This is a genomic window from Halomonas sp. GXIMD04776 (genome assembly GCF_049808615.1).
In the GTDB taxonomy this organism is placed as follows: Bacteria; Pseudomonadota; Gammaproteobacteria; order Pseudomonadales; family Halomonadaceae; genus Modicisalibacter.
Map to the genome: position 1 here is coordinate 1 of NZ_JBNCAN010000002.1, position 25,342 is coordinate 25,342.

Here is a 25,342-nt window from a genome sequence, read left to right on the forward strand (position 1 = left end):
CGGGCCATCGATCATGACCAGTCCGGCAGCATGGAACGCAAGAAAAGAGAAGGCTATTTCTAGCCGTCTACGCGACAGATTAAAGGAAAACGCCAATGGCTCACCAATCCAGCCTGATCGCCGAGGATATCGACGCCTATCTCACGATGCAGGAGAACAAGGACCTGTTGCGCTTCATCACCTGCGGCAGCGTGGACGACGGCAAGTCGACCCTGATCGGCCGGCTGCTGCACGACTCCAAGATGATCTACGAGGACCAGCTCGCCGCGATTGCCCGAGACTCGAAGAAGAGCGGCACCACCGGCGACAATGTCGATCTGGCGCTGCTGGTGGACGGCCTGCAGTCCGAACGCGAGCAGGGCATCACCATCGACGTGGCCTACCGCTATTTCTCCACGGACAAGCGCAAGTTCATCATCGCCGACACCCCGGGCCACGAGCAGTACACCCGCAACATGGCCACCGGCGCCTCCACCGCGAGCCTCGCGGTGATCCTGATCGACGCGCGCTACGGCGTCCAGACTCAGACCCGCCGGCACAGCTTCATTTGTGATCTGCTGGGCATCCAGCACCTGGTGATCGCGGTCAACAAGATGGATCTGGTCGATTTCTCCCAGGCGCGCTTCGACGAGATCGTCGCCGATTACCGTGACTTTGCCGACAACCTCAGCGCCCGGGACATCCGCTTCATTCCGCTGTCGGCCCTGACCGGCGACAACGTCGTCAACAAGAGCGAGCATACCCCTTGGTATTTCGTCGGCGACTATCAGAAAGAACCACTTCTCACGCTACTCGAAACCGTCGAGATCGCCCGCGATCAGAACCTCAGCGATCTGCGCTTGCCGGTGCAGTACGTCAACCGCCCGCACCTCGATTTTCGTGGCTACTGCGGCACCCTGGCCGCCGGCACGCTGCGTCCAGGGCAGGCGGTCAAGGCGCTGACCTCGGGGCAGGCCACCACCCTGGAGCGCATCGTCACCTTCGATGGCGATCTGGAACTGGCCACTCCGGGCCAGGCGATCACCGTCACCTTGAACGACGAGATCGATGTTTCCCGAGGCGATTGGCTGGTGGATGCAGAGGCGCAGGTGACGCTGTGCGATACCATCGAGGCGGATATCGTCTGGATGCACGAGACACCGCTGGAGCTCGGCAAGCGCTTTGATTTCAAGCTGGCCACTCGGGAGCTGGCGGGGCAGGTGAGTGCCATCGACTACCAGATCGATGTCAATACGCTGGCGCATAGGAACGCCGATCATCTGGACCTGAACGCCATCGGTCGTTGCCGGGTGGAATTCACCGCGCCGCTGCCGCTGGACGACTACCGCCGGAGCCCGGGCACCGGCAGCTTCATCGTCATCGACCGGCTAAGCAACGTGACCGTGGGTGCCGGAATGATTCATCGGACGCCGGATACCGAACTGCCTTACGAATATCGCAACCACGACAGCAAGGCCGATGTGGTATGGAATCGAACGAGCATCACCCCAAGCATGCGGGCGCGAGTCTCGGGTCATAGTGGCAAGTGCATCTGGTTTACCGGGCTTTCAGGTTCCGGCAAGTCGACCCTGGCCAATGCCCTGGAAGTGGAGCTCAATCGTCGCGGCTATCACACCATGCTGCTGGATGGGGACAACATCCGTCATGGCTTGTGCCGGGATCTGGGCATGAGTGAGGCGGATCGTGCCGAGAATATCCGCCGTGTCGGCGAGCTTGCCAAGCTGTTCTGTGATGCCAGCATCATCGTGATCACCGCCTTCATCTCGCCGTTTCGCAGTGACCGGGACAACGCCCGGCGGCTGTTTGATGACAATGGCTTCATCGAGATACACGTCGATACGCCACTGGACATCTGCGAACAGCGCGATCCCAAAGGCCTTTATCAAAAGGCCCGCCAGGGGAAGATCAAGGATTTTACGGGGATCAATAGCCCTTATGAGGTGCCCAAGGCCGCAGAGGCGACAGTGAACACCGCGACCCAGAATCCCAACGACATCATCAGCCAGCTCGTCAGGCAGTTTTTCTAGGCGCGGTCTCTGGCCTTGATCCTGTAGGCAGGCGGTTCGTGGTGAAGCGTTATAAGCATCAAATCAGAGGTTACTGGTCAGGCAGCTAAAAAATATTTACTTTAAGCTATAAAGAAGCGTTTTTTATTTCCAAAATAGAATATGTCTTCGTTGTTCCGGAACCCATTACCATGACCTCTGATATCGCTATGCCGAATGTTGCCATCTCATCCGCCAGGAGTAGTGCCAAATTGCAGTTGCTGCGGGATTTTCCGCGGGGACAGGTGTGTCTGGTGGGTGCCGGACCAGGGGATCCTGACCTGCTGACCCTCAAGGCGCTCAAGCGCCTGCAGGTCGCTGACACCATCCTGCACGACCGGCTGGTCAGCGAGGAAATACTGGCACTGGCCAACCCTAGGGCGCAGCGCCTGTATGTCGGCAAGGCACGCTCCCAGCATAGCTTGCCCCAGGAAAGCATCAATCAAGCACTGGTCGATTGGGCGCGTCAGGGCAAGCGGGTGGTGCGCTTGAAAGGCGGCGATCCCTTCATCTTTGGTCGTGGCGGTGAAGAACTCGAGACGTTGGCACACGCCCAGGTCGCTTTCGAGGTCGTGCCTGGAGTGACGGCTGCCTCGGGCTGCGCCGCCTACGCGGGTATTCCCCTGACCCATCGCGACCATGCCCAGTCGGTGCGTTTCGTCACCGGGCATCTCAGCAACGGTAGCTGCAATCTCGATTGGGAGACTCTGGCGCGACCTGGCCAGACGCTGGTGTTCTACATGGGCTTGGGCAGCCTCGACGAGATTCGTCGCGGGCTCCAGGCACATGGTTTATTCGGCGATACGCCACTGGCGCTGATCGAGCAAGGCACCACGGCTCGCCAAAAGGTCCATGTCGGCACGCTCGCCACCTTGCCTTCCAGCCTGGAACGTGACCAGGTACGCCCACCGACACTGATCATCGTGGGTAGCGTAGTGTCGCTGCAGGCGCGGCTTGCCTGGTTCACCGGCGATAGCGCTGCCAGCCAAGGCTGGCAGCATGGCAAACATCCTACTCCAATGGATAACGCCCACAGCGCCTGATGACGTGCTATTGGTCATATTGTGATCAATTGGTGCTTACGTCACGAAAGCGCGCATTGACGAAGCAATAGATGCCATAGCCGACCAATCCCAGGGCGACGATGCCCAGCAACCAAGGACCGAAAGGTTGGCCAGCCAAAGTGTTGAGCGCCCCGCCCAGACCCTGCGCCTCGCTTGGGTCTGTTTGCCAGGCAGCGACACACAAGAAGCCACCGATGATGATGAAGACCACGCCACGCGCCGACAGACCCCAGCGAGTGGCGCCTTCGGCCAGTTTACGCTGAGTCTCGTTCATCTCGATCATGTGCCAATTCTTGAGGTAGGAGCGCTTCACGGCACGCACGATCTGACGAATGCCAACACCCATGAAGACGATGCCCACGGCGAATATCAGATAGATGCCGCCCGGGTTGCTCATCATCTTGGCGGTGCGATCCTGGGTCGAGCTGCCGTCCCCCGATGACGCGAAAGCGTTGAGCAGTAGATCGATGCAATAGATCCCCAAGCTCGCGTAGACCAGGCCACTAATGACGAAACCGAGCCGTACCGCGATACCCTTGAATCCGCTGCCCGCATCCTCGGTATCGTAAAAGGCCTGCACGATTCGCCATAGGGTATAGGCGAACAGCCCAAACGCCATCAGCCCGAGCAAGATACTACCAAAGGGTTGACCAGCAATCTGGGTGATTGCTTCCTTGGTGCCGATATTCTTGCCCCCCAGCCCAAAAGCGGCCATGGAAGCAAGCACGCCAACGATCAGATAAACGACTCCCTTGGCGGCATAACCGCACCGAGCCAGGAGGGCAATCGCATTTTCATTAGTGGAAGCGGCCGATTTCACAAGAACTCCATTTTATATGAGTCATTTATAGAAAGGCTAATAAAGCCTGTGCAGGCTAAATAGCAACGTCCATTTTCCTGTTCTCTATGATAAAGCCTACAGCAAAGGATAGCTGAGAGACTACTTGATGCCAGCGATTCCAGCAGGATGATCCAATCTGGAGGAAGTCAATGCTGCGTGAACAACTGCTTAAATCTTATAGCATTACGATATTGGCCTGCTTTGATTGCCGCCCGATGAGGTCGAGCGCTCCATGGGAAGCAACGAATCATGCTTTGATGCCATGGATTATGTACAGGTAAAAAATGAGTAATAACTTTTGGCGATTGAAGAGAATAAATGTATGCAATGACGAGACAAACAGCAGAGTCAATGTGGTCTTCTAATAGTCGGGTCCCGCGTGATTAATCACGCGGGACCCGACAGGTAGGGAAGAAGGTATTAGGTAGCCGAAACAATAAATTTACGTCATTAGTCAATAAGTGTAATTGGCGTATGAAATGCCTCGTTACCCTATTTTTCCAGCGCGTTCGCTTGGGTAACCTTGCAAGAAGTGGGTTTAGGTTCTGAATTCGGGGATTTGGGATAAATAGGGTTAAATAAGATGAAAATTGTCATGTGCTTGGGAGGGGTAGTCATCTTCCTCGGTCTCGTATTGGCATTTGTCAATTCCGGCGCTGAAGCCACCATACCATTGACCCCGCAACAAGAAAGATATTGCCAGGCGGTAAACGAATGGCGAATGCAGGATATGTTCGATGCACCCGAGTGGTCGCGTACCGGTCATCCCGATCGCCAAAACCTTTACGATAAGTGGTGTCAATAAACGGTGTGGGAGGCTCAGGGCGGCCAAGTCATTATGATAGGCAGTTCTGAAGAGACAAAGAAACCGTACTGGTGCGGATGGGGAGACTCGAACTCCCACGCCTTGCGGCACTAGAACCTAAATCTAGCGTGTCTACCAATTCCACCACATCCGCTGCGGGCAAGAACCGTGAGTATTGTACGGACGCCTAGTGCCAAGTCAATCCGGTATCTGAATTTCTACGGCAACGACAGTATATCGATGACGGCATATAAATGACTGCATAAAAATGAAAGGCGCTGCCACGCTATTCTGCAAAGGTAAAAACCTCACCATTAGATCGATGCTGCGCGCGGATCTCGCGCTGCGACACTTGTTGTCAGGACATTGTGCTTTTTGCTTGGCGCAAGCGGCTCTCCACCAACCCTGGTGCGATGACTGCTTCACGACACTCCCATGGAACCAACATTCTTGCCGTCAGTGCGCGGAGCCTCTGGCCGATGTTGCTCTGCCCTTGTGTGGTCGCTGCCTGAAAACCCCGCCGTCTTATGATGTTGCACGAGTGGGATTGCGCTACGAAGGGGCAGTGGCGGCATTGGTACAACGCTTCAAGTTTGCCGGGGAGCCCCGCGCTGGAGCGTTACTTGTCGACTTGATGCTCGCCTCCCTGAGTCGACTACCCCGTGAAGAATGTCCCGAGATGTTAATCGCAGTGCCGCGCCATCCTGTACGGGCCAAGGAGTTCGGCTTCGATCAGGCGGTGTGGCTGGCGCAGCAATTGGCGAGACGATTGGAAATACCTTGTCTGATGGCAAGACGTATTCGATGTACCCCGACTCAGCGAGGGCTTGATCGTCGCGCACGTTTGCGCAATGTGCAGGATGCGTTCGGCCTTGAGGCTGCTTTGCCGGCGCATGTCGCTGTTGTTGATGACATCATGACCACGGGCGCTTCACTGGATGCCTTGGCCGAGACCTGTCGCAAGGCCGGTGCCATTCATGTCGAGGCCTGGGCGGCAGCACGTACGCCGCTATGAACCCCTTGATCTGTTAGCATGAGGGCCATTTCAATCTGAGGAACGGAACGATCATGGTCGTTGCCAACCAGCATCCATTTAATAGTCTAATGCCTGCGCGCATCGTCGATGCGATCGAGAGCCTCGGTATTTGGGTGTCCGGTGAACCCTTTGCGCTGAACAGTTATGAAAACCGCGTCTTCATGCTCAGTGACGATGAACGGCAACGTTGGATTGCGAAGTTCTATCGTCCCGATCGCTGGAGCGAGGCGCAATTGCGTGAAGAGCACGTCTTTCTGGATGAGCTGAAAACGGCGGGAGTCGCTGTCGCGGCACCTTGGCGGGACAGCCGAGGTGACAGCCTGCATCGGGCCAACGGCTTTTATTTTGCACTTTTCCCTCATGTCCCGGGGCAGGCTCCGGAGCTGGACAATCCTGGCCATCTGTTTGCCCTGGGCGAGTTGATTGGTCGTCTACATGCGGTGTCGAGTCGTCATGCGTTTGCCGCCCGCCCGGTAATGGAACCGCTTGCCCTCGCGGCAAGCAGCCGTGAGGACGTGCTGGCAGGCAACTGGCTCAACCGCCGCCAGCGACGGGCCTACGCTCGGGTAAGCGAGTCGCTGCAGCAGTCGCTGTCACACCAGGTATGGCCTGACCAAGCGGCCATTCGTGTGCACGGTGATTGCCATTTGGGCAATATTCTGGGCCGCGACGACGACTTCACGCTGGTCGACTTCGATGATTGTATGATGGCCCCCGCGGTTCAGGATCTATGGATGATGCTGACTGCGCAGAATGACTCGGAACTGCGTCTGCAACTCAGCGAACTACTCGAGGGTTACGAGGAGCATATGCCTTTTGACCGATGTCAGCTGGAGTGGATCGAGCCGCTGCGTACGCTACGCCTGATGCGCTACAGTGCCTGGTTGGTAGCACGATGGCAGGACCCTGCATTCCCGCGTGCTTTTCCCTGGGTCGCCAGTGAAGATTACTGGGACCAGCATATCCGCATACTGGAACAACAGCGTTTGGCGCTGGATAACCCCCAATGGCTAGCCTGAGTGGCGTATTTTGACAGGTAACCTCGCAACGGTGGCATCACCGTTGCGAGGAGGCTGCAGAGGGGTTACTGGGAATTCATATCTGGATTGGGGCGATCAGCGGGCACTGGGTTGGCGATACCTTCACCGTCTACCTGGCGACGCTGACGGTTGAGTTCTTCCGAGGGATTATCCTGAGCGCTGATGCTAGTGGCCTCACTAACATTCAATTGGAAATGATGATCGGGATCGATGACGGCCTTGCGACACTGGCCATCCTGCTCGTTCGTGCAGACATCAAGGCCGAAATCACCGTCGCGTTCGAAGGCTGCAGCGGAGAGTTCGCCACTATAAATGGCCGGGGAATCATCCTCGGCATCGATGCAGGTGACCGATTCGGTGGTGAGTCGGACGCGCCGATCGTTCAGACGTGCATTGGCGGTAATCAAACAGTAATGGGGGAGAGGCTGTGTGGAATCGGCCTCATCTCTGGTCACCGGCCGCAGCAGGACATCCGTCATGGCTTTTTCATTATCGCTCAAAGTGACTTGGTCTATCACCTGAACATCGATGCGCATATCAGCGGGTAGGTCGAGGGTCGCTTGCGCGGCCAAGACGGGCAACGCTATTCCAGTCAGGCAAAAACAGACGATTTTTTTCAACATGTCGATCGTTCTCGTCGAGGGGGTTGAGATCCCGTCCAGGACGGTAAATGAGTGATGGGCACTTTAGCATAGGCGCTGTGGGGCTGGTACACGCCGGCTGTGACAGGTTGTCGCTTGCGGTGAGCAGGCAGGCCACTGCATCGACGCTGCACAAGCAATCCGACTGCGCTAGAATCCATCGCTGAACCGATATCCAATGTATACCGCTAAAGCCCCAGGGCGACAACGCAGCAGGCCGAATCGATGACTGAAGAACTCGCCAACCATTTTCGCAAAATCATAGCCGGTCTCGGTGAAGACCCGGAGCGGGAAGGCCTGCGCGATACGCCAATGCGTGCCGCCAAGGCAATGCAATTCCTCACCCATGGTTATACCCAGACGCTCGAAGAGCTGGTCAATGGTGCGGTCTTTGCTTCCAATACCGACGAGATGGTGCTAGTCAAGGACATCGAGCTCTACTCACTGTGTGAGCACCATATGTTGCCGTTTATCGGCAAATGCCATATCGCCTATATGCCGGGTGGCAAGGTGCTGGGGTTGTCGAAATTTGCGCGCATCGTCGATATGTACGCTCGCCGCCTGCAAATTCAGGAAGATCTCACTCGGCAAATCGCCGATGCGGTGCAGGAAGTCACGAATGCTCGAGGTGTGGCCGTGGTCATCGAGGCGCGTCATATGTGCATGATGATGCGCGGTGTCGAGAAACAGAATTCCAGTATGACCAGCTCGGTGATGCTGGGCAGTTTCCGCGGGAATCAGGCCACGCGCCAGGAATTCTTGATGCTGGTCAACGGCCGCTGAGTTTCACCCCATGGACAAACCCCGTAGCATGAAGGCCCATTTAGCGTAAGGAGTGCTGCTTTTGGAGGGCACCATCGTCTCATTCGATGACGACACGCAGGAGGGCGCCGTGAGGGCCTCGGACGGTCAGCGCTATCTTTTTTCCTTGATCGAGTGGCGAGGACGCGGATTGCCCAGGCCCGACATCGAGGTGCGCTTCGACGTACGAGAAGGTCGGGCGATTCAGGTATTCAACCGGCCCGAAAAGCAGCGACGCGCCCTGTACAAGGTGACGACCAACGGTGAGCAGCGTCATGCCAGTTGGGCCATCACGGCTATCGTCACCGCCATGCTTGGATTGTTCTTCGATACCCTGGCGCCGCTGATGGGCGCGTTCGCCATCCTGTTCGCTCTGTTAGGGCTGCGTCAGATACGCCGGTCGCCGCAACACTATAAGGGTCGAGGTTTCTGTTGGGCGGCGATTGCCCTGGCTTTGAGCGTGGTTACGCTATCCTTGTTGGTAGAGCCAGCCACCGAGTCGCGCGGGCCAAGCACAGGACATGACCGTCCAAGCGATGGCCACACAGAGTCACACTCTTGAATGATTGCTTTCGCGATCATTATCACGGAAGGAGGATGCCATGGAATCCTTGCAGAATTGCCAACTATTTCGTCCGTTTGCCTACATCGACGGCACCTGGGTTGCAGCGGATAGTGGCGAACAGATCGAGGTCGACAATCCAGCCACCGGCGAGACCATCGGCACGATACCACGCCTGGGTCGTGCTGAAACCGAACGCGCCATCAATGCTGCCGAGGCTGCTTTTCCAAGTTGGCGCGCACTGACCGCACAGGAGCGTGCCGATATCCTGATGAAGTGGTACGACCTGATGCTCGAACATCAGGACGAACTGGCTTTGATCATGACGCTGGAACAGGGTAAGCCGCTCAAGGAAGCCGCCGGTGAAATCGTCTATGCGGCAAGTTTCCTGCGTTGGTTCGCCGAGGAGGCGCGCCGCGTCTATGGTGAGACCGTGCCGGCGGCAAAGGGGAATCAGCGCATTGTGGTGACCAAGCAGCCGGTGGGTGTAGTGGGGGCCATCACACCCTGGAACTTCCCGGCGGCAATGATCACCCGCAAGGTGGGAGCGGCACTCGCTGCCGGCTGTCCGATCGTCGTCAAACCGGCGAGCCAGACACCGTTTTCGGCCACCGCCATGGCCCTTCTGGCCGAGCGTGCCGGAGTGCCACGCGGGGTGTTCAATGTGGTACCGGGAACCGCGAGCGAAATCGCCGCTGCACTCACCGAGTCGCCGGTGGTGCGCAAGATCACCTTCACCGGCTCCACCGAAGTCGGGCGTTCGTTGATGGCTCAGGCATCACAGCATATTCAGAAGATTTCCCTGGAATTGGGCGGGAATGCCCCCTTCATCGTGTTCGAGGATGCAGACCTGGACGCGGCGGTGGACGGTGCCATGGCGTCCAAGTTCCGCAACGCCGGCCAGACCTGCGTGTGCGTCAATCGTTTCCTTGTCCAGTCGAGCGTCGTGAACGCCTTCTGCGAGAAACTGGCGGCTGCGATGAACAGTGAATTGAAAGTCGGTGATGGTACCCAGAAGGGCGTCAATATCGGCCCGCTGATCGACAGCCATGGCGTCGAGAAAGTCGGTCGGCATATCGATGATGCCGTGGAGAAGGGCGCCGAACTATTGCTGGGGGGGCATCAGCACCCGCTGGGAGGTAACTTCTTCACCCCCACCCTGGTGAGCAACGCAAGCCAGGACATGCTGGTCGCCAAGGAAGAGACCTTCGGCCCGCTCTCGGCGGTATTTCCCTTTGATGATGAAGAGGACGCGGTGGCCATGGCCAACGACACCCCCTTCGGGCTCGCCGCCTATTTCTACTCGAAAGACTTGAGTCGTGTCTGGCATGTGTCGGATGCGCTGGAATACGGCATCATCGGCATCAACACCGGCCTGATTTCAAATGCGGCGGCACCCTTCGGCGGTGTCAAGGAATCCGGCCTGGGCCGCGAAGGCGGTCATCAAGGGTTGGAGGAGTTCCTGGAAACGAAGTATCTGTGCATCGATCTGGGGTGAGGGAGCGCGCTGCGCTCGATCATGCTGTGTTAACGATTGGCAATAATCAACGGAGCGGTCTTTAGCCGCTCCGTTTTTTGAGCCAATCTCAATGCTTGAAATGACGCATCCCGGTAAACACCATCGCAATCCCCGCTTCGTTGGCGGCATCGATCACTTCCTGATCACGCATCGAGCCGCCGGGCTGAATTACCGCTGTGATACCGGCGTCGGCCGCCGCATCGATGCCGTCACGGAAGGGAAAGAAGGCATCGGATGCCATGACCGAGCCGGGTACTTCGAGCCCCTCATCCGCGGCCTTGATGCCGGCGATGCGCGCCGAGTAGACGCGACTCATCTGACCCGCGCCGACGCCGATGGTTTGGCCCTGCTTGGCGTAGACGATGGCGTTGGACTTGACGTACTTGGCAACCTTCCAGGCGAAGGCCAGGTCGAGGAGTTCCTGTTCGGAAGGCACGCGTTCGCTGACCACCTCGAGTTCGTCGCGCCCGACCATGCCCAGGTCGCGATCCTGGACCAGTAGCCCACCCGTGACACGCTTGAAGTCATGGGCATGCTCACGTTCGCCGGGCCAGTGGTCGCCGGCATCGAGTAGGCGTACATTGGCCTTTTCGGCGACGATGGCAGCCGCTTCCTTGCTGACGCCCGGGGCGATGATCACCTCGACGAACTGACGGTCGATGATAGCTCGGGCCGTGGCGGCATCAAGAGGTACGTTGAAGGCGATGATACCGCCGAAGGCACTGGTCGGGTCGGTGGCAAAGGCCTTCTCGTAGGCGGCCAGTGGGGTTTCGCCAAGCGCCACGCCGCAGGGATTGGCGTGTTTGACGATCACGCAGGCGGTATCGGCGAAGGCCTTGACGCATTCGAAGGCGGCATCGGTGTCGGCGACATTGTTGAAGGACAAGGCTTTGCCCTGACGTTGCCGAGCGGTGGCGACACTCGCTTCGCGGGCATCCGCCTCGACATAGAACGCTGCTTGTTGATGCGGATTCTCGCCGTAACGCATCGACTGCTTGCGGTGAAATTGCAGGTTGTAGGTACGCGGGAAGAGGATGTCGCCGTCCTGGCCGATGCCGCCGAGATAGTTGGCGATGGCGCCATCGTAGCCGGCGGTATGCTCGAAGGCCTTGACCGCCAGGTCGAAGCGCGTGGCATCGCTGACCGTTCCGTCGTGTGCGTCCAACTCATCCAGCACTCGGGCATAATCCTGGCTATCGACCACCACTGTCGTGTAGGCATGATTCTTGGCGCAGGCGCGCAGCATGGCTGGGCCGCCGATATCGATGTTTTCGATGGCATCGATCAAGGTGCAGTCGGGTTGGGCGACGGTGGCGGCAAAGGGATAGAGGTTCACCGCCACCAGATCGATAGGTGCAATGCCGTGTTCCGCCATCACGTCATCGTCCTGGCCCCGGCGCCCAAGAATACCGCCATGAATGGTGGGGTGGAGCGTCTTGACCCGTCCTCCCATGATTTCCGGGAAACCGGTGTGCTCGGATACCTCGATAACGTTGATGGCATGCTCTCTGAGCAGTCGATAGGTGCCCCCCGTGGACAGCAGCTCAACGCCGCGGCTTGCCAGGCCACGGGCGAAGTCGACGACGCCTGTCTTGTCGGAGACGCTGATCAATGCTCGTTGCACCGGCAGTCGAGAAGGCTCGGAAGAGGGGGAGTGAGAGGGGGCGGCCATGAGAGTCCACTATGACGGAGTGAGAGGATAAGGAGCCTATTGCCGGCTCCCCGAAAAGGCATATTGGAAATGGTTGATCAGATCAGATCGTACTGCTTGAGCTTCTTCCGCAGCGTGCCTCGATTCATCCCTAGCATGTCGGCAGCACGGGTCTGATTGCCGTCGGCATATGCCATGACGGCACTGAGTAATGGCACTTCGACTTCGGTCATGACCATGGCGTAGAGATCGCTGACCGAACCGCCATCGAGATGGCCAAAATAGGACTGCATGGCGTCATCCACTGCCTCGCGCAGGGTTTGCTTGCGACAGGGTGAGGCGCTGGTGTATTCATCGATCACGTGAGTGGTTGAGAAAGCTGAGCTAGTCATGCGGCACTGATCCCCTCCGTGGACGTTGAATACATTTGTCGACACAGCGATTCGACGAAACGATGCTGATCGTCCTGAGTTTCCAAGGTATTGAAGTGTGCTCTGAGCGGCTTGGCGTTTTCACAAGCGCTCAAATACCAGCCGATGTGCTTGCGTGCGATACGCACACCCATGTAATCACCATAGAACGCATAGAGGTTGTCGAGATGTTGACTCATTACACGTACTCGCTCTGCCCAACTAGGCGCGGGGAGATGTTTGCCGGTGCGCAAATAATGATCGACCTGACGAAATATCCATGGATTACCCTGAGCGCCGCGGCCGATCATCACCGCATCCGCACCAGTATAGTCCAGGACTTGGGCGGCTTTCTCCGGTGATGCGATATCGCCATTGGCGAATACGGGAATATTGATCGCTGCTTTGATGGCAGCGATGGTCTCGTATTCTGCCTCACCCGAATAGCGTTGTGCTCGGGTGCGGCCATGTACCGCAAGGGCCTGAATGCCGCTCTCCTCGGCGAGCCGAGCCACACGCCGAGCGTTGATGCTTTCACTGCACCAACCGGTGCGTATTTTCAACGTTACCGGGATATCAACGGCACTCACTACCGCCTGAAGAATCTCGGCAACCAGGCGCTCATCCCTTAGAAGCGCAGAGCCCGCCGCCTTGTTGCATACCTTCTTGGCTGGACAACCCATATTGATATCGATGATTTGAGCACCGCGTGAGGCATTGAGCCGTGCGGCATCGGCCAGCATGCGAGGCTCGCCGCCCGCGATCTGAACGGCCCGCGGAGTAGGCTCTCCAGTATGGTCGAGGCGCGAACGCGACTTGCGGGTATGCCACAGTGTCGCATCGGCGGTAACCATCTCCGACACCACCAGGCCGGCACCCAAGGCACGACACAGTTGACGGAAAGGACGATCGGTGACCCCGGCCATGGGCGCCAGCACTACCCGGTTGGGCAAGCGATAGGGGCCAATGGCAAGCGGCTCGACGCGGGCAGTAGCGGGCATCGTGATTCAGAATCTCGGACTTGAAGGGGGAGCTATGATACCCACCGTCAGGCCAAGATTGAAGGCCATTTTAATTAGACCATCAGACGCGACGATAACCGTTCAAACGAACCCAGCCCTCACGCTCCACGGGCACATCCATCTGCAGGCCCTGGTTGCGATAGGCCTCGAGTACCTCATCGGCCTGCTTGGCCAGAATGCCTGATAGTGCCAGATGGCCGCCCGTTGCTACCCTGGCGGCAATGATCGGCGCAAGCTCGATCAAGGGGGCGGCGAGGATGTTGGCCACGACGATGTCCTCCACCCCGGCAGGCAGTTGATCCGGCAAGTACAGCCTGAGCCGTGGCTCGGCAATGCCGTTGCGCTGGGCGTTGTCGCGACTGGCGATGAGCGCCTGGGGGTCGATATCGGTGCCAAAGGCATCAGCGGCACCCAGCTTGAGTGCGGCGATGGCCAGAATGCCGGAACCGCAGCCAAAGTCGAGCACGCTTTTGCCTTCAAGAGGTGTTCTTGTCGCAAGTTCATCGAGCCATTCCAGGCACAGCGCCGTGGTCGGATGAGTGCCGGTACCGAAAGCCAGACCGGGATCGAGTAGCAGATTCACCGCCAGCGGGTCCGGTGCCTCATGCCAGCTGGGCACGATCCACAGCCGTTTGCCCATCTGCAAGGGTGTGAAGCCATCCATCCATTCGCGCTGCCAGTCACGATCATCGAGCAGCTCGTACTCGATCGTGGGGCAAGGATCATCGTCGATGGCCAAGGTCCAGGCCTGGTGTACCCGCTCCAGCATGGCGTCGATATTATCGAGATCGTCGTACAGGCCGGTTAGTATCGTTTCCTGCCACAACGGCGTGGTGCCCAGATCGGGCTCGAACACCGGGTCGTCCTGAGCGTCCTGTAGGGTGATCGCCGAGGCTCCCTCGGCGATCAACAGTTCCTCCAGGGTCTCGGCCTGTTCCGGGGCGACGCGCGCCTTGAGCTGTAGCCAAGGCATGATCAGCTACCGAGTTTCTTCTCAAGATAGTGGATATTCACACCGCCTTGCTGAAAATGGGTATCGCGCACCAGGTCCTTCTGCAGATCGATGTTGGAGCGAATGCCTTCAACCAGCAGCTCATCCAGTGCGTTGCGCATACGGGTCAGCGCGATACTGCGGTCCTCCCCCCAGGTGATCAGCTTGCCGATCAAGGAGTCGTAGTGGGGTGGCACCGTATAACCGGTATACAGGTGCGAATCCATGCGCACACCAAGACCGCCCGGGGCGTGATAGAGCGTCACCTTGCCCGGCGAGGGCATGAAGGTACGCGAGTCTTCGGCATTGATACGGCACTCGAAGGCATGGCCATGGAGTATGACGTCGTCCTGCTTGATCGAGAGCGGCAGACCGGAGGCAATGCGTAGCTGTTCCTTGACGATATCGACCCCGGTGACCATCTCGGTGACGGGATGCTCGACCTGCACCCGGGTATTCATCTCGATGAAGAAGTATTCACCATCCTCATACAGAAACTCGAAAGTGCCGGCGCCGCGATAACCGATCTCGATACAGGCATCGGTACAGGATTTGAGCACCTTGGCCCGAGCATCCGGATCGATATGGGGGGCCGGTGCCTCCTCGAGCACCTTCTGGTGCCGGCGCTGCAAGGAGCAGTCGCGATCATAAAGATGGATGGCGTTGCCCTGGCCATCGGCGAGTACCTGGATCTCGACATGGCGGGGATGTTCGAGAAACTTCTCCATGTACAGCGTGCCGTCACCGAAGGCCGAGTTGGCTTCGTTGCGGGTCACACTGACCGAGGAGAGCAGATTCGCTTTGCTATGCACGACGCGCATCCCGCGTCCACCCCCTCCCGCCGCGGCCTTGATGATGACCGGATAGCCGATGCGCTCGGCAGTGGTGAGTATTGCGTCGTCGTCATCGTCGGGCAGTGGGCCGTCCGAGCCTGGTACCGTCGGTACGCCGGCGGCCTTCATGGCGGCGATGGCACTGACCTTATCGCCCATCAGGCGAATGGTGTCGGCCCGCGGGCCGATGAACACGAATCCCGAGCGTTCGACCTGCTCGGCGAAATTGGCATTCTCGGAAAGAAAACCGTAGCCGGGATGAATGGCACTGGTATCGGTCACCTCGGCGGCGCTGATCAGTGCCGGAATGTTGAGATAGGATTGGGCCGAAGGAGCGGGGCCGATGCATACCGCTTCATCGGCCAGTCGCACGTGCATCAGTTCACGGTCGGCCTTGGAGTGTACGGCAACGGTGCGAATACCCAGTTCCTTGCATGCGCGCAGGATACGCAGGGCGATCTCGCCACGGTTGGCGATGAGTACCTTGTCCAGCATGGGGGTGTCCATTGGTCAGGAAATGATCAGCATGGGTTGGTCGAATTCCACCGGTTCACCGTCCTCGACCAGGATGGCTTCGATGACGCCTTCCTGGTCGGCATCGATCTGATTCATCATCTTCATCGCTTCGACGATGCAGATGGGATCCCCCTTCTTGACCCGCTGGCCCACCTCGGCATAAGGCTTGGCGCCCGGCGCCGGGGCACGGTAAAAGGTGCCGACCATCGGTGAAGTCACCGCATGACCCGCCGGGTGCGACGGCGCTTGGGAGTCATCGGACTCGGCAGGGGTCGAGGGTGCGGCGGGAGCTGGCTGAGATGCATGAGCGGGAGGGGCCCAGGCAGGCATGGGCGCAGGATGGCTTTGAGCATGGCCGTGACGGCTGATGCGCACCGATTCTTCGCCTTCCTGTATCTCGATTTCGCTGATATCGGATTCTTCGAGCAGTTCGATCAGTCTCTTGACCTTACGTATATCCATCGTGATGTCTCTTGAGAATGAAAAGGAGTGTATTGGATCAGGATGTAGCCGGGGCTAGGCGCAGAAGAGCGGCATTCAACGCCAGCTCATAGCTGTCGGCGCCAAAACCGCAAATGACCCCCTCGGCCACATCGGAAAAATAGGAGTGGGTACGAAACGGCTCCCGGGCGTGCACATTGGATAGATGCAGTTCGATAAAGGGCAGTGCCACGGCGGTCAGGGCATCGCGTAATGCCACGCTGGAATGTGTGAATGCGGCCGGGTTGATCAGAATGATGTCGGTGGCGTCGTGACGCGCGGCATGAATCCGCTCGATCAACTCATGTTCGGCGTTGGACTGCAGCCAATCGAGCTGATGGCCTCGTTCCTGGGCGCGAGTGGTCAGGCGCAAACGAATATCGTCCAGGGTGACGCTGCCATATACGTGGGGCTCGCGAGTGCCCAGCAGGTTCAGGTTAGGGCCGTTGAGTACCAGAATTCGGGCCATGAGAGTCCTTGAGTGACGCTGTCAACCTGTTCTATATCTGTTGAGATGGCGGCAGGATTCTGCAAGTTGGCGCCCCGGGGCGCCAAATAAGCCAACGTTGGCGGAGTGTGACGAAAAAGCATGCGCTTGTCTAGCCACTCGAATTTCCAACTTGAGTACCGTCGAATAGTGTTAGGAAAAGCGCTTAAAGCACCATGATAGGATACTCTTCGAAGAGAACTACTCATCAATCGTTACGCAGAGGACGTCGCGAATATGGCAATCTTTCGCAAGCGCAAGCATCGCACTGATGTGCTCGAACGCCCGGAGTATGGCTGGATATGGAAACCTTTGCTGACGCTCCTGGTGCTCTATCTAGTGGTCTGCCTAGGGCTTGGTATCTGGTGGAGCCAACGCCCGGACAATTTCGATGTCACTCATGCAGTGCTCGAACAGCGTCAGCATCCGACGGCTCCAGCGCCGCGCGGAACAGTCATGACGGCGACACTGGCCACGACGATCGAGACATTGCTCGACAAGCCCGGGGGGTACCTGCGCAACGATAAGCTGCTGCCGGGGGTATGGCTGGACAACATGCCGAGCTGGGAATATGGCGTGCTCACTCAAGCGCGTTTGCTGACCCAAACGCTACCCGCCTTCGGGGCGGGTGACACGTCCTTGTTGAGCGACGCCTCAGACGCCTTGGATAGCGACAGTCGCGACTGGCTCTATCCGGGGGCGGAGAAGCATTACAGGCGTGCGCTCACCACGCTACATGGCTACCTATCGAGCTTCACCAACCAGGGGATGACCGGTTTTGCCGACAACGGCGGCCCCTTGGCGCAGTGGCTACGCAAGACCGGGCAGCGTCTCGATGGGATTACCGAGCGCCTGTCAGCCAGTATTGACGATCCCGAGGCGCTACGTAAGTTAGGCGTCAACGAAAGCGCATTGCCTGAGGACACTCCATGGCTTCGCATCGATGACACCTTCTTTACCGCGCGAGGTGAAACCTGGGCGTTGCTGCACTACCTGCAGGCGGTGAAGCACGATTACGCTGACATCGTTGCCAAGGCCGACGGTAACGAAACACTCGACCGCGTGATCGCCGAGCTCAAGCTGGCTCAGCGTCGTCTGTGGAGCCCCATGGTACTTAACGGGAAAGGTTTCGGCATGTTTGCCAACCACTCCTTGTTACTGGCGAATTATACCCAGACTGCCGCGCGGCTCACCGACGCGCTAGCGCAGAGCGTCGAAAATGTAGAGGTCAAGCCGGCCAAGGGGCAGGATGAACCATCCGCGGATACTCAGCCAGTTGATCAGTCACCGGCGAACACCGCGTCATCGCCGGCAAGCTCTGAAGAGAAGAGCGCTCCCTCGGATAAGGGCGCCGGCGACGGTGACAAGGCCGATGAGACGGTATCCGGAGACACGCAGAGCGATAAAATACCGCAAGAGACAGCCAAGGACCCCGTATCAAGAAGCCCGTCGGCGGATGTGCCAAGCACTGAGGATATAGCGGCACCTGGGCCAGGCGACGACGAGGATATAACACCTTCTGAGCCTGCTGAAGCGGCGCCCGAATCTCCAGTCGCACCGCCGATGTCGGAAGAAGAACCGCAGTAAGACCAATCTCCAAGCAATCATGAAGGGCCGCTGAATAGCGGCCCTTTAGGTGTCAGTCGAAAAGAAGTGCGACGTTCACTGTTTGCCGTAGGCGGCAACGGACTTCTCGATCGCAGCATGAGCGGCGGCAACCCCATCCCAGGATTCCACCTTGACCCACTTGCCTTTGTCGAGATCCTTGTAGTTCTCGAAAAAGTGAGCAATCTGCTGGCGCAGCAGTTCGGGCAGATCGGTGACTTCTTGCACATCGTCATAGACTGGCGCCAGCTTGCTATGGGGAACGCAGATCAATTTGGCGTCTTCACCGGCTTCGTCGGTCATATTGAGAATGCCCACCGGACGAGCGCGGATCACGCTGCCCGCCTGGATCGGATACGGCGTGACCACGAGGGCATCGAGGGGGTCACCGTCATCGGCCAGCGTATTGGTGATGAAGCCATAGTTGGCTGGGTAGAACATGGGCGTGGTCATGAAGCGATCGACCAGCAGAGCGTCCATGTCCTTGTCGATCTCGTACTTGATAGGCGCATGATTGGCCGGGATTTCGATCACGACATAGATGTCATGCGGGAGCTCCTTGCCTGCGGGAATCTTGCTATAGCTCATGTCGAGTCCTTGCGGTTGGCTGTGTGGGGGAAACACTGAATCAATGCCTGCGCACCTCAATCACTATGTTGCGCGGTGCTGGTACGCCAGCCCGGTCGGAATCCTCACATATACCCATATGCTCTGGTTCCTGCGCTCCGTGCGCCTTGTGCTTGAAGCTGCTCGTCGATTTATTCAGTGCTTCCCAAGCAAAATTCGCTGAATTATACGAACAGACCGGAGGGATTACCAATCCGAACGGTTCGCGGAGCATCCGGTCTTATCCGCCATTGGTCTACCCATCCTGAAGCGGTGCGAGCATGTATCATGGCGCCGCAACGCCATTCGAGGAGACGTACCTTGGCCAAGCATGCCTTGTCCCTGAGCTACGGCCGGGCCTTTGTCGCGCCGGAGCACCGCCATCATCGCAGTTCGATGTCCGTGAATCTGCCCGAAAATGACGCCTTGGACAGCAAGGGCGCCTGTGCGGTGATCAGTGACTCCACCCGGCACAATGTGATCGCCGAGCAGGCCGACGATCTCAGTGTGCGCGGCTTTCTGGCGGATTACTATTCGACGCCGGCGCACTGGGACATCAAGACCTCGGTCACTCGCGTGCTACACGCCTTGAACAGTTGGAGCCATAGCCAGAGCCGCCATCTCGCAGAGGGCAGCTACGTCAGTTCTTTATCGATCCTAGTATTGCATGGCAGCGAAGGCCATCTGTTTCACATGGGCGATACCCTGGTGTTTCGTCTGCGGGGCGCCGAATTCGAGCAACTTAGTCGCGATCATGTCACCGAGCTTGGCGGCTATCGCTATCCGACTCGTGCCCTGGGGCTGGATGGCAAACTGGATATCGACTACCGGCATACGTCGCTCAAGCAAGGCGATCTTTTTCTATTTACCACCCAAGCGGTGAGCGGCACCTTGATGCCTTCGGATTACATGCAATTAATCCGCACCGATGTCAGCAACCTCGATGCCGCCTGTGAGCGGCTTGCCGCGGCGGCTCAGGCCCGTGCTGCCGAGCGGGGCTACGGGGCGGATCAGTTCTGCTTTCAACTGGTACGCATCGATCGTCTGCCGGAGGAGAGTCCCGATCCGTTGCAGCGCTTTGGGGCGCTGCCGGTGCCTCCAGAGTGCGCCATAGGCGATCGTCTCGATGGTCTTGTGGTGGAGGCGGTACTGGCCCGCACGGCCCAGAGCCGGGTCTATCGCGTACGCGATGCTCGCAATCAACGTGAGATGGTGCTCAAGGCACCGAGCCCGGAGCTCTCCAGTCGCAACGCCTATCTTGAACACTTCCTGTTGCAGCAATGGGTGGTCGAGCGGATCCATTCGCCTTTCGTGGTCAAGACAGTGGAACGCTCACGTCCTCGTCGTTACCTTTATTATCTGATGGCTTTCGTGAAGGGCAATACGCTGACCTACTGGGTGCAACACCATCCCCGGGCCAGTCTTGGGCAACGGCTGGATATCGCCAGGCAACTCGTCAAAGGGGTGCAGGCGCTACATCGGCGTGAGGTACTGCATCAGCGAATTCACCCCGACAATATTCTCATTGATACTCACGGGCAGGTGGTTCTGGCGGATTTCAGTGCCTGTCATCGGCGCGAAGGGGATGGTCATCGCGGTGCGCAAGAACTGGCACGTCAAGTCGGGCTCAACGAGCATAGCGCGCCGGAGTATGCGTTGGATATCGATGTTGGCCGCCGCAGCGATCAGTATGCGCTGGCGTCGACGATCTATTGGCTACTGACCGGGGAGCTGCCTTATACGCTTGAACCTCGCCAATTGCGCAGTCATACCGAATTGGATCAGATGGTTTATCGTAGTGTGCGGATGTACAATCCCGAGGTGTCGCTGGAGCTCGATGGCGCACTGCAACGTGCACTCGACCCTCAGCGCGCGCTGCGCTTTCGGCGCCTTTCCGAATTCGTCTACTCGCTGCGCGATCCGCGCAAGCTGACGACCGACTTACCGGCGCATATACACGCACTGCGCTCACCTGCCAAGCGCTGGCAATGGATCGCGGGAGGGTTGCTGTTGTTGGTGGTGCTGTCCTGGTTATGGAAGTAGGGCGGAAAACATCGACGCCCCGATAGAGGGGCGTCGAAAGCGTCGTTTAAAGTTTGAACTCGGGCAACTTGCGTTCCACTCTCGCCAGCTTCAGCTTGGCCACTCGAGGCAGGCCATCGTCGAAGGGGGGGAAATCCTCACCCTGTATCAGCGGTAACAGATAGCGTCGGCAGGTGTCGGTGATGCCGAAGCCGTCCTCACGGATGAAGTCCCGGGGCATGAATTTTTCCTGATTGGCCACCTCGGCCAGCGGTGCCGGCTCGATTTTCCATTCATAGGGATCTTCACTGACGCGCTTGATCGCGGGCATCATGGCGTTTTGTCCCGCAAGCGCCAGTTCGACCGCCTTCTGGCCTACTGCATAGGCCTGCTCCACATCGGTCTTGGAGGCCAGGTGACGCGCGGCGCGTTGCAGATAGTCGGCCACCGCCCAATGATACTTGTAACCCAGATCCTGCTTGACCATGCCCGCCAGAGTCGGTGCCACGCCGCCCAGCTGGCGATGACCGAAGGCATCCGTATTGCCGGCATCCGCCAGGAAGGTGCCATCCTCGTAACGCGCGCCTTCGGATACCACGATGACGCAATAGCCATAGCGCTTGACCGATTCCTCGACCCGGGCCATGACCGCTTGGCGATCGAAGGCGATTTCCGGGAAAATCACCAGATGGGGCGGCTCGCCTTCCCCGCTACCGGCCAGTGCCCCGGCTGCGGCGATCCAGCCCGCGTGACGGCCCATCACCTCCAGCACGAACACCTTGGTGGAAGTGGCACACATCGAGGCGATGTCCAGCGACGCTTCGAGAGTCGAAGTGGCGATATACTTGGCCACGCTGCCAAAGCCCGGGGAGTTGTCCGTGATGGGTAGATCGTTGTCCACGGTCTTGGGCACGTGAATGGCAGTCAACGGGTAGCCGAGTTTCTCTGAAAGCTGGGAAACCTTGAGGCAGGTATCCGCACTGTCGCCACCGCCGTTGTAAAAGAAGTAACCGATATCGTGGGCCTTGAAGACCTCGATCAGCCGTTCGTACTGGGCACGATGACTTTCGATGTCCTTGAGCTTGTAGCGACAGGAGCCGAAAGCCCCGCCCGGGGTGTGACGCAGAGCGGTGATGGCCTCATCGGACTCCTGGGAAACATCGATCAGATCTTCGGTGAGGGCGCCGATGATGCCATTGCGTCCGGCATAGAGTTTGCCGATTTGATCCGAGTTGCGACACGCCTCGGCGACACCACAGGCACTGGCATTGATCACTGCGGTGACACCGCCAGACTGGGCGTAGAAAGCATTTTGCTGAGCCATTGGGGCTTCCTTTGCTCCTGAGAAATCGACGGCCATCATAGTCGAAAGCGCTTCTGGCTGCACGGTGCTGATGGAATGATCCTGTTGGTGTCTGGCGAGTGACAGGGGGCCATGCTAGGCTCACGCGCTGATACAACTTTCGTCTGTTTTACTGACTCGACCCCTTTATCGAGTCATCTGAACGCCTGGGGATAAGATGCACATCCACATTCTGGGTATCTGCGGCACCTTCATGGGGAGTCTGGCGCTGCTGGCGCGAGAGCTCGGGCATCATGTCAGCGGCTCGGATGCCAATGTCTATCCGCCCATGAGTACACAGCTCGAAGAGGCGGGCATTCGACTTTGCGACGGCTACCGCTCCGAGAATCTCATCCCGAGTCCTGATCTGGTCGTGGTGGGTAATGCAATGTCGCGGGGCAATGCCGAAGTCGAGGCGGTGCTCGATGCCAAGCTGCCTTATACCTCCGGGCCGCAATGGCTGGCGGAGCACGTGTTGCCGGGACGTCATGTCATCGCCGTGGCGGGTACCCATGGCAAGACCACCACCGCCAGTCTGCTGGCCTGGCTACTCGAAAGCGCCGGCCAGAGCCCCGGTTTTCTGATCGGCGGTGTGCCGCGTAATTTTGGTGTTTCGGCCCGTCTGGGAGACATCGAGGGGCCTTTCGTGGTGGAGGCGGATGAATACGATACCGCCTTCTTCGATAAGCGTTCGAAGTTCGTTCACTACCGTCCGGATGTGGCGGTGCTCAATAATCTCGAATTCGATCACGCGGATATCTTTCCCGATCTGGCGGCAATTGAACGCCAGTTCCATCATCTGGTGCGCACGGTGCCCTCGACCGGACGGCTGCTGGTGGCGGATGGAGAGCCGGCGCTGATCCGGGTGCTCGAGATGGGCTGCTGGAGCCCGGTCGAGTATTTTGGTCGGCAGAATGAAAGCGCCTGGCGTCTAGTGCTGGAGCGGGATGATGCCAGCCGGTTTCGAGTCATTCATGCCGGCGAGGATGCCGTCGTCGATTGGTCGATGACCGGCGAGCACAATGCGCGCAATGCTCTGGGTGCATTGGCGGCAGCAGCAGCCTGCGGTGTCGATCTGGCTCGAGGTTGTGCGGCGCTGGCGCGTTTCGAGACGCCGCGCCGTCGCCAGGAAGTGCGCGGTGAGATCGGTGGTATTCAGGTCATCGACGACTTTGCCCATCATCCGACCGCGATTGCCGGAACCCTCGAGGGGTTGCGGGCTGCCACGACCTCGGGACGTTTGTTAGCGGTGATCGAGCCGCGTTCCAATACCATGCGTCTGGGCACCTTGAAGGGTCGCCTGGCGGAGAGCGTTGCCGCAGCGGATGGGGTCTGGTGGTATCAGCCGCCGGGGCTCGATTGGTCGCTGGGCGAGGTGCTGGCGGCTAGTCCGGTGCCCGCCGCTCGGGTGGACGATATCGATACTCTCGTCGCGACGCTCGTCGAGCAGGCGCGACGTAATGACCGTATCGTCATCATGTCCAACGGCGGTTTTGGGGGGATTCACGAGAAACTGCTGACCGCCCTCGAGGCCGTCCATGGGTGAGACGGCCCCCCCAGCCTTCAACACACCGATCACGGTCGCGCTGACCGGTGCTTCGGGAGCGCAGTACGGTCTGCGCCTGATCGATTGCCTGGTCGCGTCGGGGCATGAGGTCTGGGTGATGGTCTCCAAGGCGGCGCATATGGTCATCGCCACCGAGACCACGGAAAAACTGCCGGCGCAGCCGGACAAACTTGCCGAGGCCTTGAGTCGGCGCAGTGGGGCGGCCCCGCGCCAGATTCGATGTTTCGCCCGGGAAGATTGGATGGCGCCGGTGGCCTCAGGCTCTGGCGCCGGCGCTGCCATGGTCGTTTGCCCATGCTCCACCGGCACGCTCTCGGCGGTGGCGACCGGGGCCAGCAACAACCTGATCGAGCGGGCCGCGGATGTGGCCTTGAAGGAGCGTCGACGGTTGGTTCTGGTCCTCCGGGAAGCCCCGTTCTCCGCGATTCATCTCGAACACATGCTGACACTGGCGCGTCTGGGCGTCACCATTCTGCCCGCAGCGCCCGGCTTCTACCATCAGCCGAACAGTATCGACGATCTGATCGATTTCATCGTTGCCCGCATTCTCAATCAGTTGGGAGTCGAGCACCATCTGATGCCACGCTGGGGGGAATAGCGGGATGAGAGTGCTCGGGTGATCAATCTATCGTTGCTGTCGGTCTTCATTCCTACCTTCTTCATGGTGTCGCTGACTCCGGGCATGTGCATGACGCTGTCCATGGTGCTGGGCATGACGGTGGGCGTGAAGCGCGCACTCTGGATGATGCTCGGCGAGCTGACCGGGGTGGGATTGGTAGCGCTTGCCGCCGGTGCCGGTGTGGCCACGCTGATGCTTCGTCAGCCGGCCCTGTTTGCGCTCTTCAAGGGGCTTGGCGGTGCTTATCTGGCCTATCTCGGTGTCATGATGTGGCGTTCTCGCGGTCGTATGGCGATACCTCTGGAGCCCGGTGAACGAGCCGATGTGTCGCGCCTGCATTTGCTGACGCAAGGCTTCGTTACCGCCATTGCCAATCCCAAGGGGTGGGCATTCTTCATCGCGCTATTGCCCCCTTTTCTTGATCCCTCCATGCCGTTGGCGCCGCAATTGGCCGCGCTGGTTGCGATGATTCTATCGATCGAGCTGCTCTGTTTGCTGCTTTACGCCGGCGGTGGGCGTAGCGCGAGTCGCCTGCTGGCCAAGGGTGGCAACGTGCGTCTGCTCAATCGTATTGCCGGCACCTTGATGATTGGCGTAGGGGTCTGGCTCGCCTTTGGCTGAGAGGGTGTTTACAAATTACTGCGCTCGACCATGCTGTGTTGAAATCAGTCGGGTGCGCCAGCCCGGTCAAAATGCTCATTTACACCACGTAAACTCCGCTCTTTCGCCAATTTTTGCTTTGTGACCCACATGGATGTGGGAAATGCATTAGCCCGCAGGAGCGGGCTTAGCGCTAGACGTCGCTCGCTGACTTTTCAGACGAAGCCTAAGTGGGAC

General features: G+C 58.7%; 23 protein-coding genes, 1 tRNA gene and 1 pseudogene. 13 read left to right on the forward strand and 12 right to left on the reverse strand.

Annotated features, from left to right (window positions below; translation table 11 throughout):
* Window positions 1-95: 95 nt before the first annotated feature.
* Entirely contained in the window at window positions 96-2,027 is a 1,932-nt protein-coding gene (gene cysN / locus ACPF7Z_RS01340; RefSeq protein ID WP_425191358.1) for a sulfate adenylyltransferase subunit CysN, read from the forward strand.
* Window positions 2,028-2,197: 170 nt separating this feature from the next.
* Window positions 2,198-3,088 (forward strand): uroporphyrinogen-III C-methyltransferase, encoded by an 891-nt coding sequence (gene cobA / locus ACPF7Z_RS01345; RefSeq protein WP_425191359.1) that lies wholly within the window; start codon window positions 2,198-2,200, stop codon window positions 3,086-3,088.
* 25 nt (window positions 3,089-3,113) lie between these two features.
* Here the strand turns inward: cobA and ACPF7Z_RS01350 are convergent, their stop codons facing one another.
* Window positions 3,114-3,929 carry a DUF1206 domain-containing protein gene (locus ACPF7Z_RS01350; RefSeq protein ID WP_425191360.1) on the reverse strand — a complete coding sequence of 272 codons (816 nt, stop codon included), beginning with the start codon at window positions 3,927-3,929 and terminating at the stop codon, window positions 3,114-3,116.
* Between the two features lie 895 nt (window positions 3,930-4,824).
* Window positions 4,825-4,909, reverse strand: a tRNA-Leu gene (locus tag ACPF7Z_RS01355).
* Between the two features lie 168 nt (window positions 4,910-5,077).
* Between ACPF7Z_RS01355 and ACPF7Z_RS01360 the strand changes: the two are divergent.
* The 3 genes and pseudogenes from ACPF7Z_RS01360 to ACPF7Z_RS01370 all read left to right on the forward strand — a co-directional run.
* A pseudogene (locus ACPF7Z_RS01360) lies at window positions 5,078-5,254 on the forward strand (double zinc ribbon domain-containing protein); the annotation flags it as partial.
* A gap of 48 nt (window positions 5,255-5,302) precedes the next feature.
* Window positions 5,303-5,770: a ComF family protein gene (locus tag ACPF7Z_RS01365; RefSeq protein WP_425191560.1), complete on the forward strand. Its 468-nt coding sequence runs from the start codon at window positions 5,303-5,305 to the stop codon at window positions 5,768-5,770.
* 53 nt (window positions 5,771-5,823) lie between these two features.
* On the forward strand, window positions 5,824-6,810 hold the full coding sequence (locus ACPF7Z_RS01370; RefSeq protein ID WP_425191361.1) for a serine/threonine protein kinase: 987 nt from the start codon (window positions 5,824-5,826) through the stop codon (window positions 6,808-6,810).
* A 65-nt stretch (window positions 6,811-6,875) separates the two neighbouring features.
* On the opposite strand, the gene ACPF7Z_RS01375 is transcribed toward ACPF7Z_RS01370, so the two are convergent.
* Window positions 6,876-7,310, reverse strand: a complete 435-nt coding sequence (locus ACPF7Z_RS01375) for a hypothetical protein (RefSeq protein WP_425191362.1) — start codon at window positions 7,308-7,310, stop codon at window positions 6,876-6,878.
* Between the two features lie 387 nt (window positions 7,311-7,697).
* Here ACPF7Z_RS01375 and folE point away from each other — a divergent pair, with 387 nt between their 5' ends.
* From folE to ACPF7Z_RS01390, 3 genes are all read left to right on the forward strand, one after another.
* Entirely contained in the window at window positions 7,698-8,255 is a 558-nt protein-coding gene (gene folE / locus ACPF7Z_RS01380) for a GTP cyclohydrolase I FolE (RefSeq protein ID WP_425191363.1), read from the forward strand.
* Window positions 8,256-8,364: 109 nt separating this feature from the next.
* Window positions 8,365-8,835 carry a DUF4190 domain-containing protein gene (locus ACPF7Z_RS01385; RefSeq protein WP_425191364.1) on the forward strand — a complete coding sequence of 157 codons (471 nt, stop codon included), beginning with the start codon at window positions 8,365-8,367 and terminating at the stop codon, window positions 8,833-8,835.
* A gap of 40 nt (window positions 8,836-8,875) precedes the next feature.
* A complete protein-coding gene (locus ACPF7Z_RS01390; RefSeq protein WP_425191365.1) occupies window positions 8,876-10,333 on the forward strand; it encodes an NAD-dependent succinate-semialdehyde dehydrogenase in 1,458 nt (485 codons plus the stop codon).
* A gap of 88 nt (window positions 10,334-10,421) precedes the next feature.
* On the opposite strand, the gene purH is transcribed toward ACPF7Z_RS01390, so the two are convergent.
* The 7 genes from purH to aroQ all read right to left on the reverse strand — a co-directional run bounded on the left by purH (window position 10,422) and on the right by aroQ (window position 16,726).
* The gene (gene purH, locus ACPF7Z_RS01395; protein ID WP_425191366.1) at window positions 10,422-12,026 is read right to left on the reverse strand and encodes a bifunctional phosphoribosylaminoimidazolecarboxamide formyltransferase/IMP cyclohydrolase; all 1,605 of its coding nucleotides are present in this window, start codon (window positions 12,024-12,026) and stop codon (window positions 10,422-10,424) included.
* A 77-nt stretch (window positions 12,027-12,103) separates the two neighbouring features.
* A complete protein-coding gene (gene fis, locus ACPF7Z_RS01400) occupies window positions 12,104-12,397 on the reverse strand; it encodes a DNA-binding transcriptional regulator Fis (protein ID WP_425191367.1) in 294 nt (97 codons plus the stop codon).
* Window positions 12,394-13,416 (reverse strand): tRNA dihydrouridine synthase DusB, encoded by a 1,023-nt coding sequence (dusB, locus tag ACPF7Z_RS01405; RefSeq protein ID WP_425191368.1) that lies wholly within the window; start codon window positions 13,414-13,416, stop codon window positions 12,394-12,396. The genes fis and dusB overlap by 4 nt, the downstream gene beginning before the upstream one ends.
* An 82-nt stretch (window positions 13,417-13,498) precedes the next feature.
* Window positions 13,499-14,410, reverse strand: a complete 912-nt coding sequence (prmA, locus tag ACPF7Z_RS01410; RefSeq protein WP_425191369.1) for a 50S ribosomal protein L11 methyltransferase — start codon at window positions 14,408-14,410, stop codon at window positions 13,499-13,501.
* 2 nt (window positions 14,411-14,412) lie between these two features.
* Window positions 14,413-15,756 (reverse strand): acetyl-CoA carboxylase biotin carboxylase subunit, encoded by a 1,344-nt coding sequence (gene accC, locus ACPF7Z_RS01415; protein ID WP_425191370.1) that lies wholly within the window; start codon window positions 15,754-15,756, stop codon window positions 14,413-14,415.
* Between the two features lie 15 nt (window positions 15,757-15,771).
* A complete protein-coding gene (accB, locus tag ACPF7Z_RS01420; protein ID WP_425191371.1) occupies window positions 15,772-16,239 on the reverse strand; it encodes an acetyl-CoA carboxylase biotin carboxyl carrier protein in 468 nt (155 codons plus the stop codon).
* A gap of 37 nt (window positions 16,240-16,276) precedes the next feature.
* The gene (aroQ, locus tag ACPF7Z_RS01425; protein ID WP_425191372.1) at window positions 16,277-16,726 is read right to left on the reverse strand and encodes a type II 3-dehydroquinate dehydratase; all 450 of its coding nucleotides are present in this window, start codon (window positions 16,724-16,726) and stop codon (window positions 16,277-16,279) included.
* A gap of 255 nt (window positions 16,727-16,981) precedes the next feature.
* Here aroQ and ACPF7Z_RS01430 point away from each other — a divergent pair, with 255 nt between their 5' ends.
* Window positions 16,982-18,331 carry a DUF2333 family protein gene (locus ACPF7Z_RS01430; protein ID WP_425191373.1) on the forward strand — a complete coding sequence of 450 codons (1,350 nt, stop codon included), beginning with the start codon at window positions 16,982-16,984 and terminating at the stop codon, window positions 18,329-18,331.
* A 75-nt stretch (window positions 18,332-18,406) separates the two neighbouring features.
* Here ACPF7Z_RS01430 and ppa read toward each other — a convergent pair whose 3' ends face one another.
* On the reverse strand, window positions 18,407-18,937 hold the full coding sequence (gene ppa, locus ACPF7Z_RS01435; protein WP_425191374.1) for an inorganic diphosphatase: 531 nt from the start codon (window positions 18,935-18,937) through the stop codon (window positions 18,407-18,409).
* A gap of 306 nt (window positions 18,938-19,243) precedes the next feature.
* Here ppa and ACPF7Z_RS01440 point away from each other — a divergent pair, with 306 nt between their 5' ends.
* Window positions 19,244-20,998: a protein kinase domain-containing protein gene (locus tag ACPF7Z_RS01440; RefSeq protein WP_425191375.1), complete on the forward strand. Its 1,755-nt coding sequence runs from the start codon at window positions 19,244-19,246 to the stop codon at window positions 20,996-20,998.
* Window positions 20,999-21,044: 46 nt separating this feature from the next.
* On the opposite strand, the gene ACPF7Z_RS01445 is transcribed toward ACPF7Z_RS01440, so the two are convergent.
* Window positions 21,045-22,301 (reverse strand): 6-phosphofructokinase, encoded by a 1,257-nt coding sequence (locus tag ACPF7Z_RS01445; protein ID WP_425191376.1) that lies wholly within the window; start codon window positions 22,299-22,301, stop codon window positions 21,045-21,047.
* 196 nt (window positions 22,302-22,497) lie between these two features.
* Between ACPF7Z_RS01445 and mpl the strand changes: the two genes are divergently transcribed.
* The 3 genes from mpl to ACPF7Z_RS01460 are packed head-to-tail and all read left to right on the forward strand — an operon-like array spanning window position 22,498 to window position 25,126.
* Window positions 22,498-23,865, forward strand: a complete 1,368-nt coding sequence (gene mpl / locus ACPF7Z_RS01450; RefSeq protein WP_425191377.1) for a UDP-N-acetylmuramate:L-alanyl-gamma-D-glutamyl-meso-diaminopimelate ligase — start codon at window positions 22,498-22,500, stop codon at window positions 23,863-23,865.
* Complete coding sequence (locus tag ACPF7Z_RS01455) at window positions 23,858-24,484, forward strand: flavin prenyltransferase UbiX (RefSeq protein ID WP_425191378.1); 627 nt, start codon at window positions 23,858-23,860, stop codon at window positions 24,482-24,484. The genes mpl and ACPF7Z_RS01455 overlap by 8 nt, the downstream gene beginning before the upstream one ends.
* Window positions 24,485-24,502: 18 nt before the next feature.
* Window positions 24,503-25,126, forward strand: coding sequence for a LysE family translocator (locus ACPF7Z_RS01460; RefSeq protein WP_425191379.1), 624 nt, complete (start codon window positions 24,503-24,505; stop codon window positions 25,124-25,126).
* Window positions 25,127-25,342: the final 216 nt, after the last annotated feature.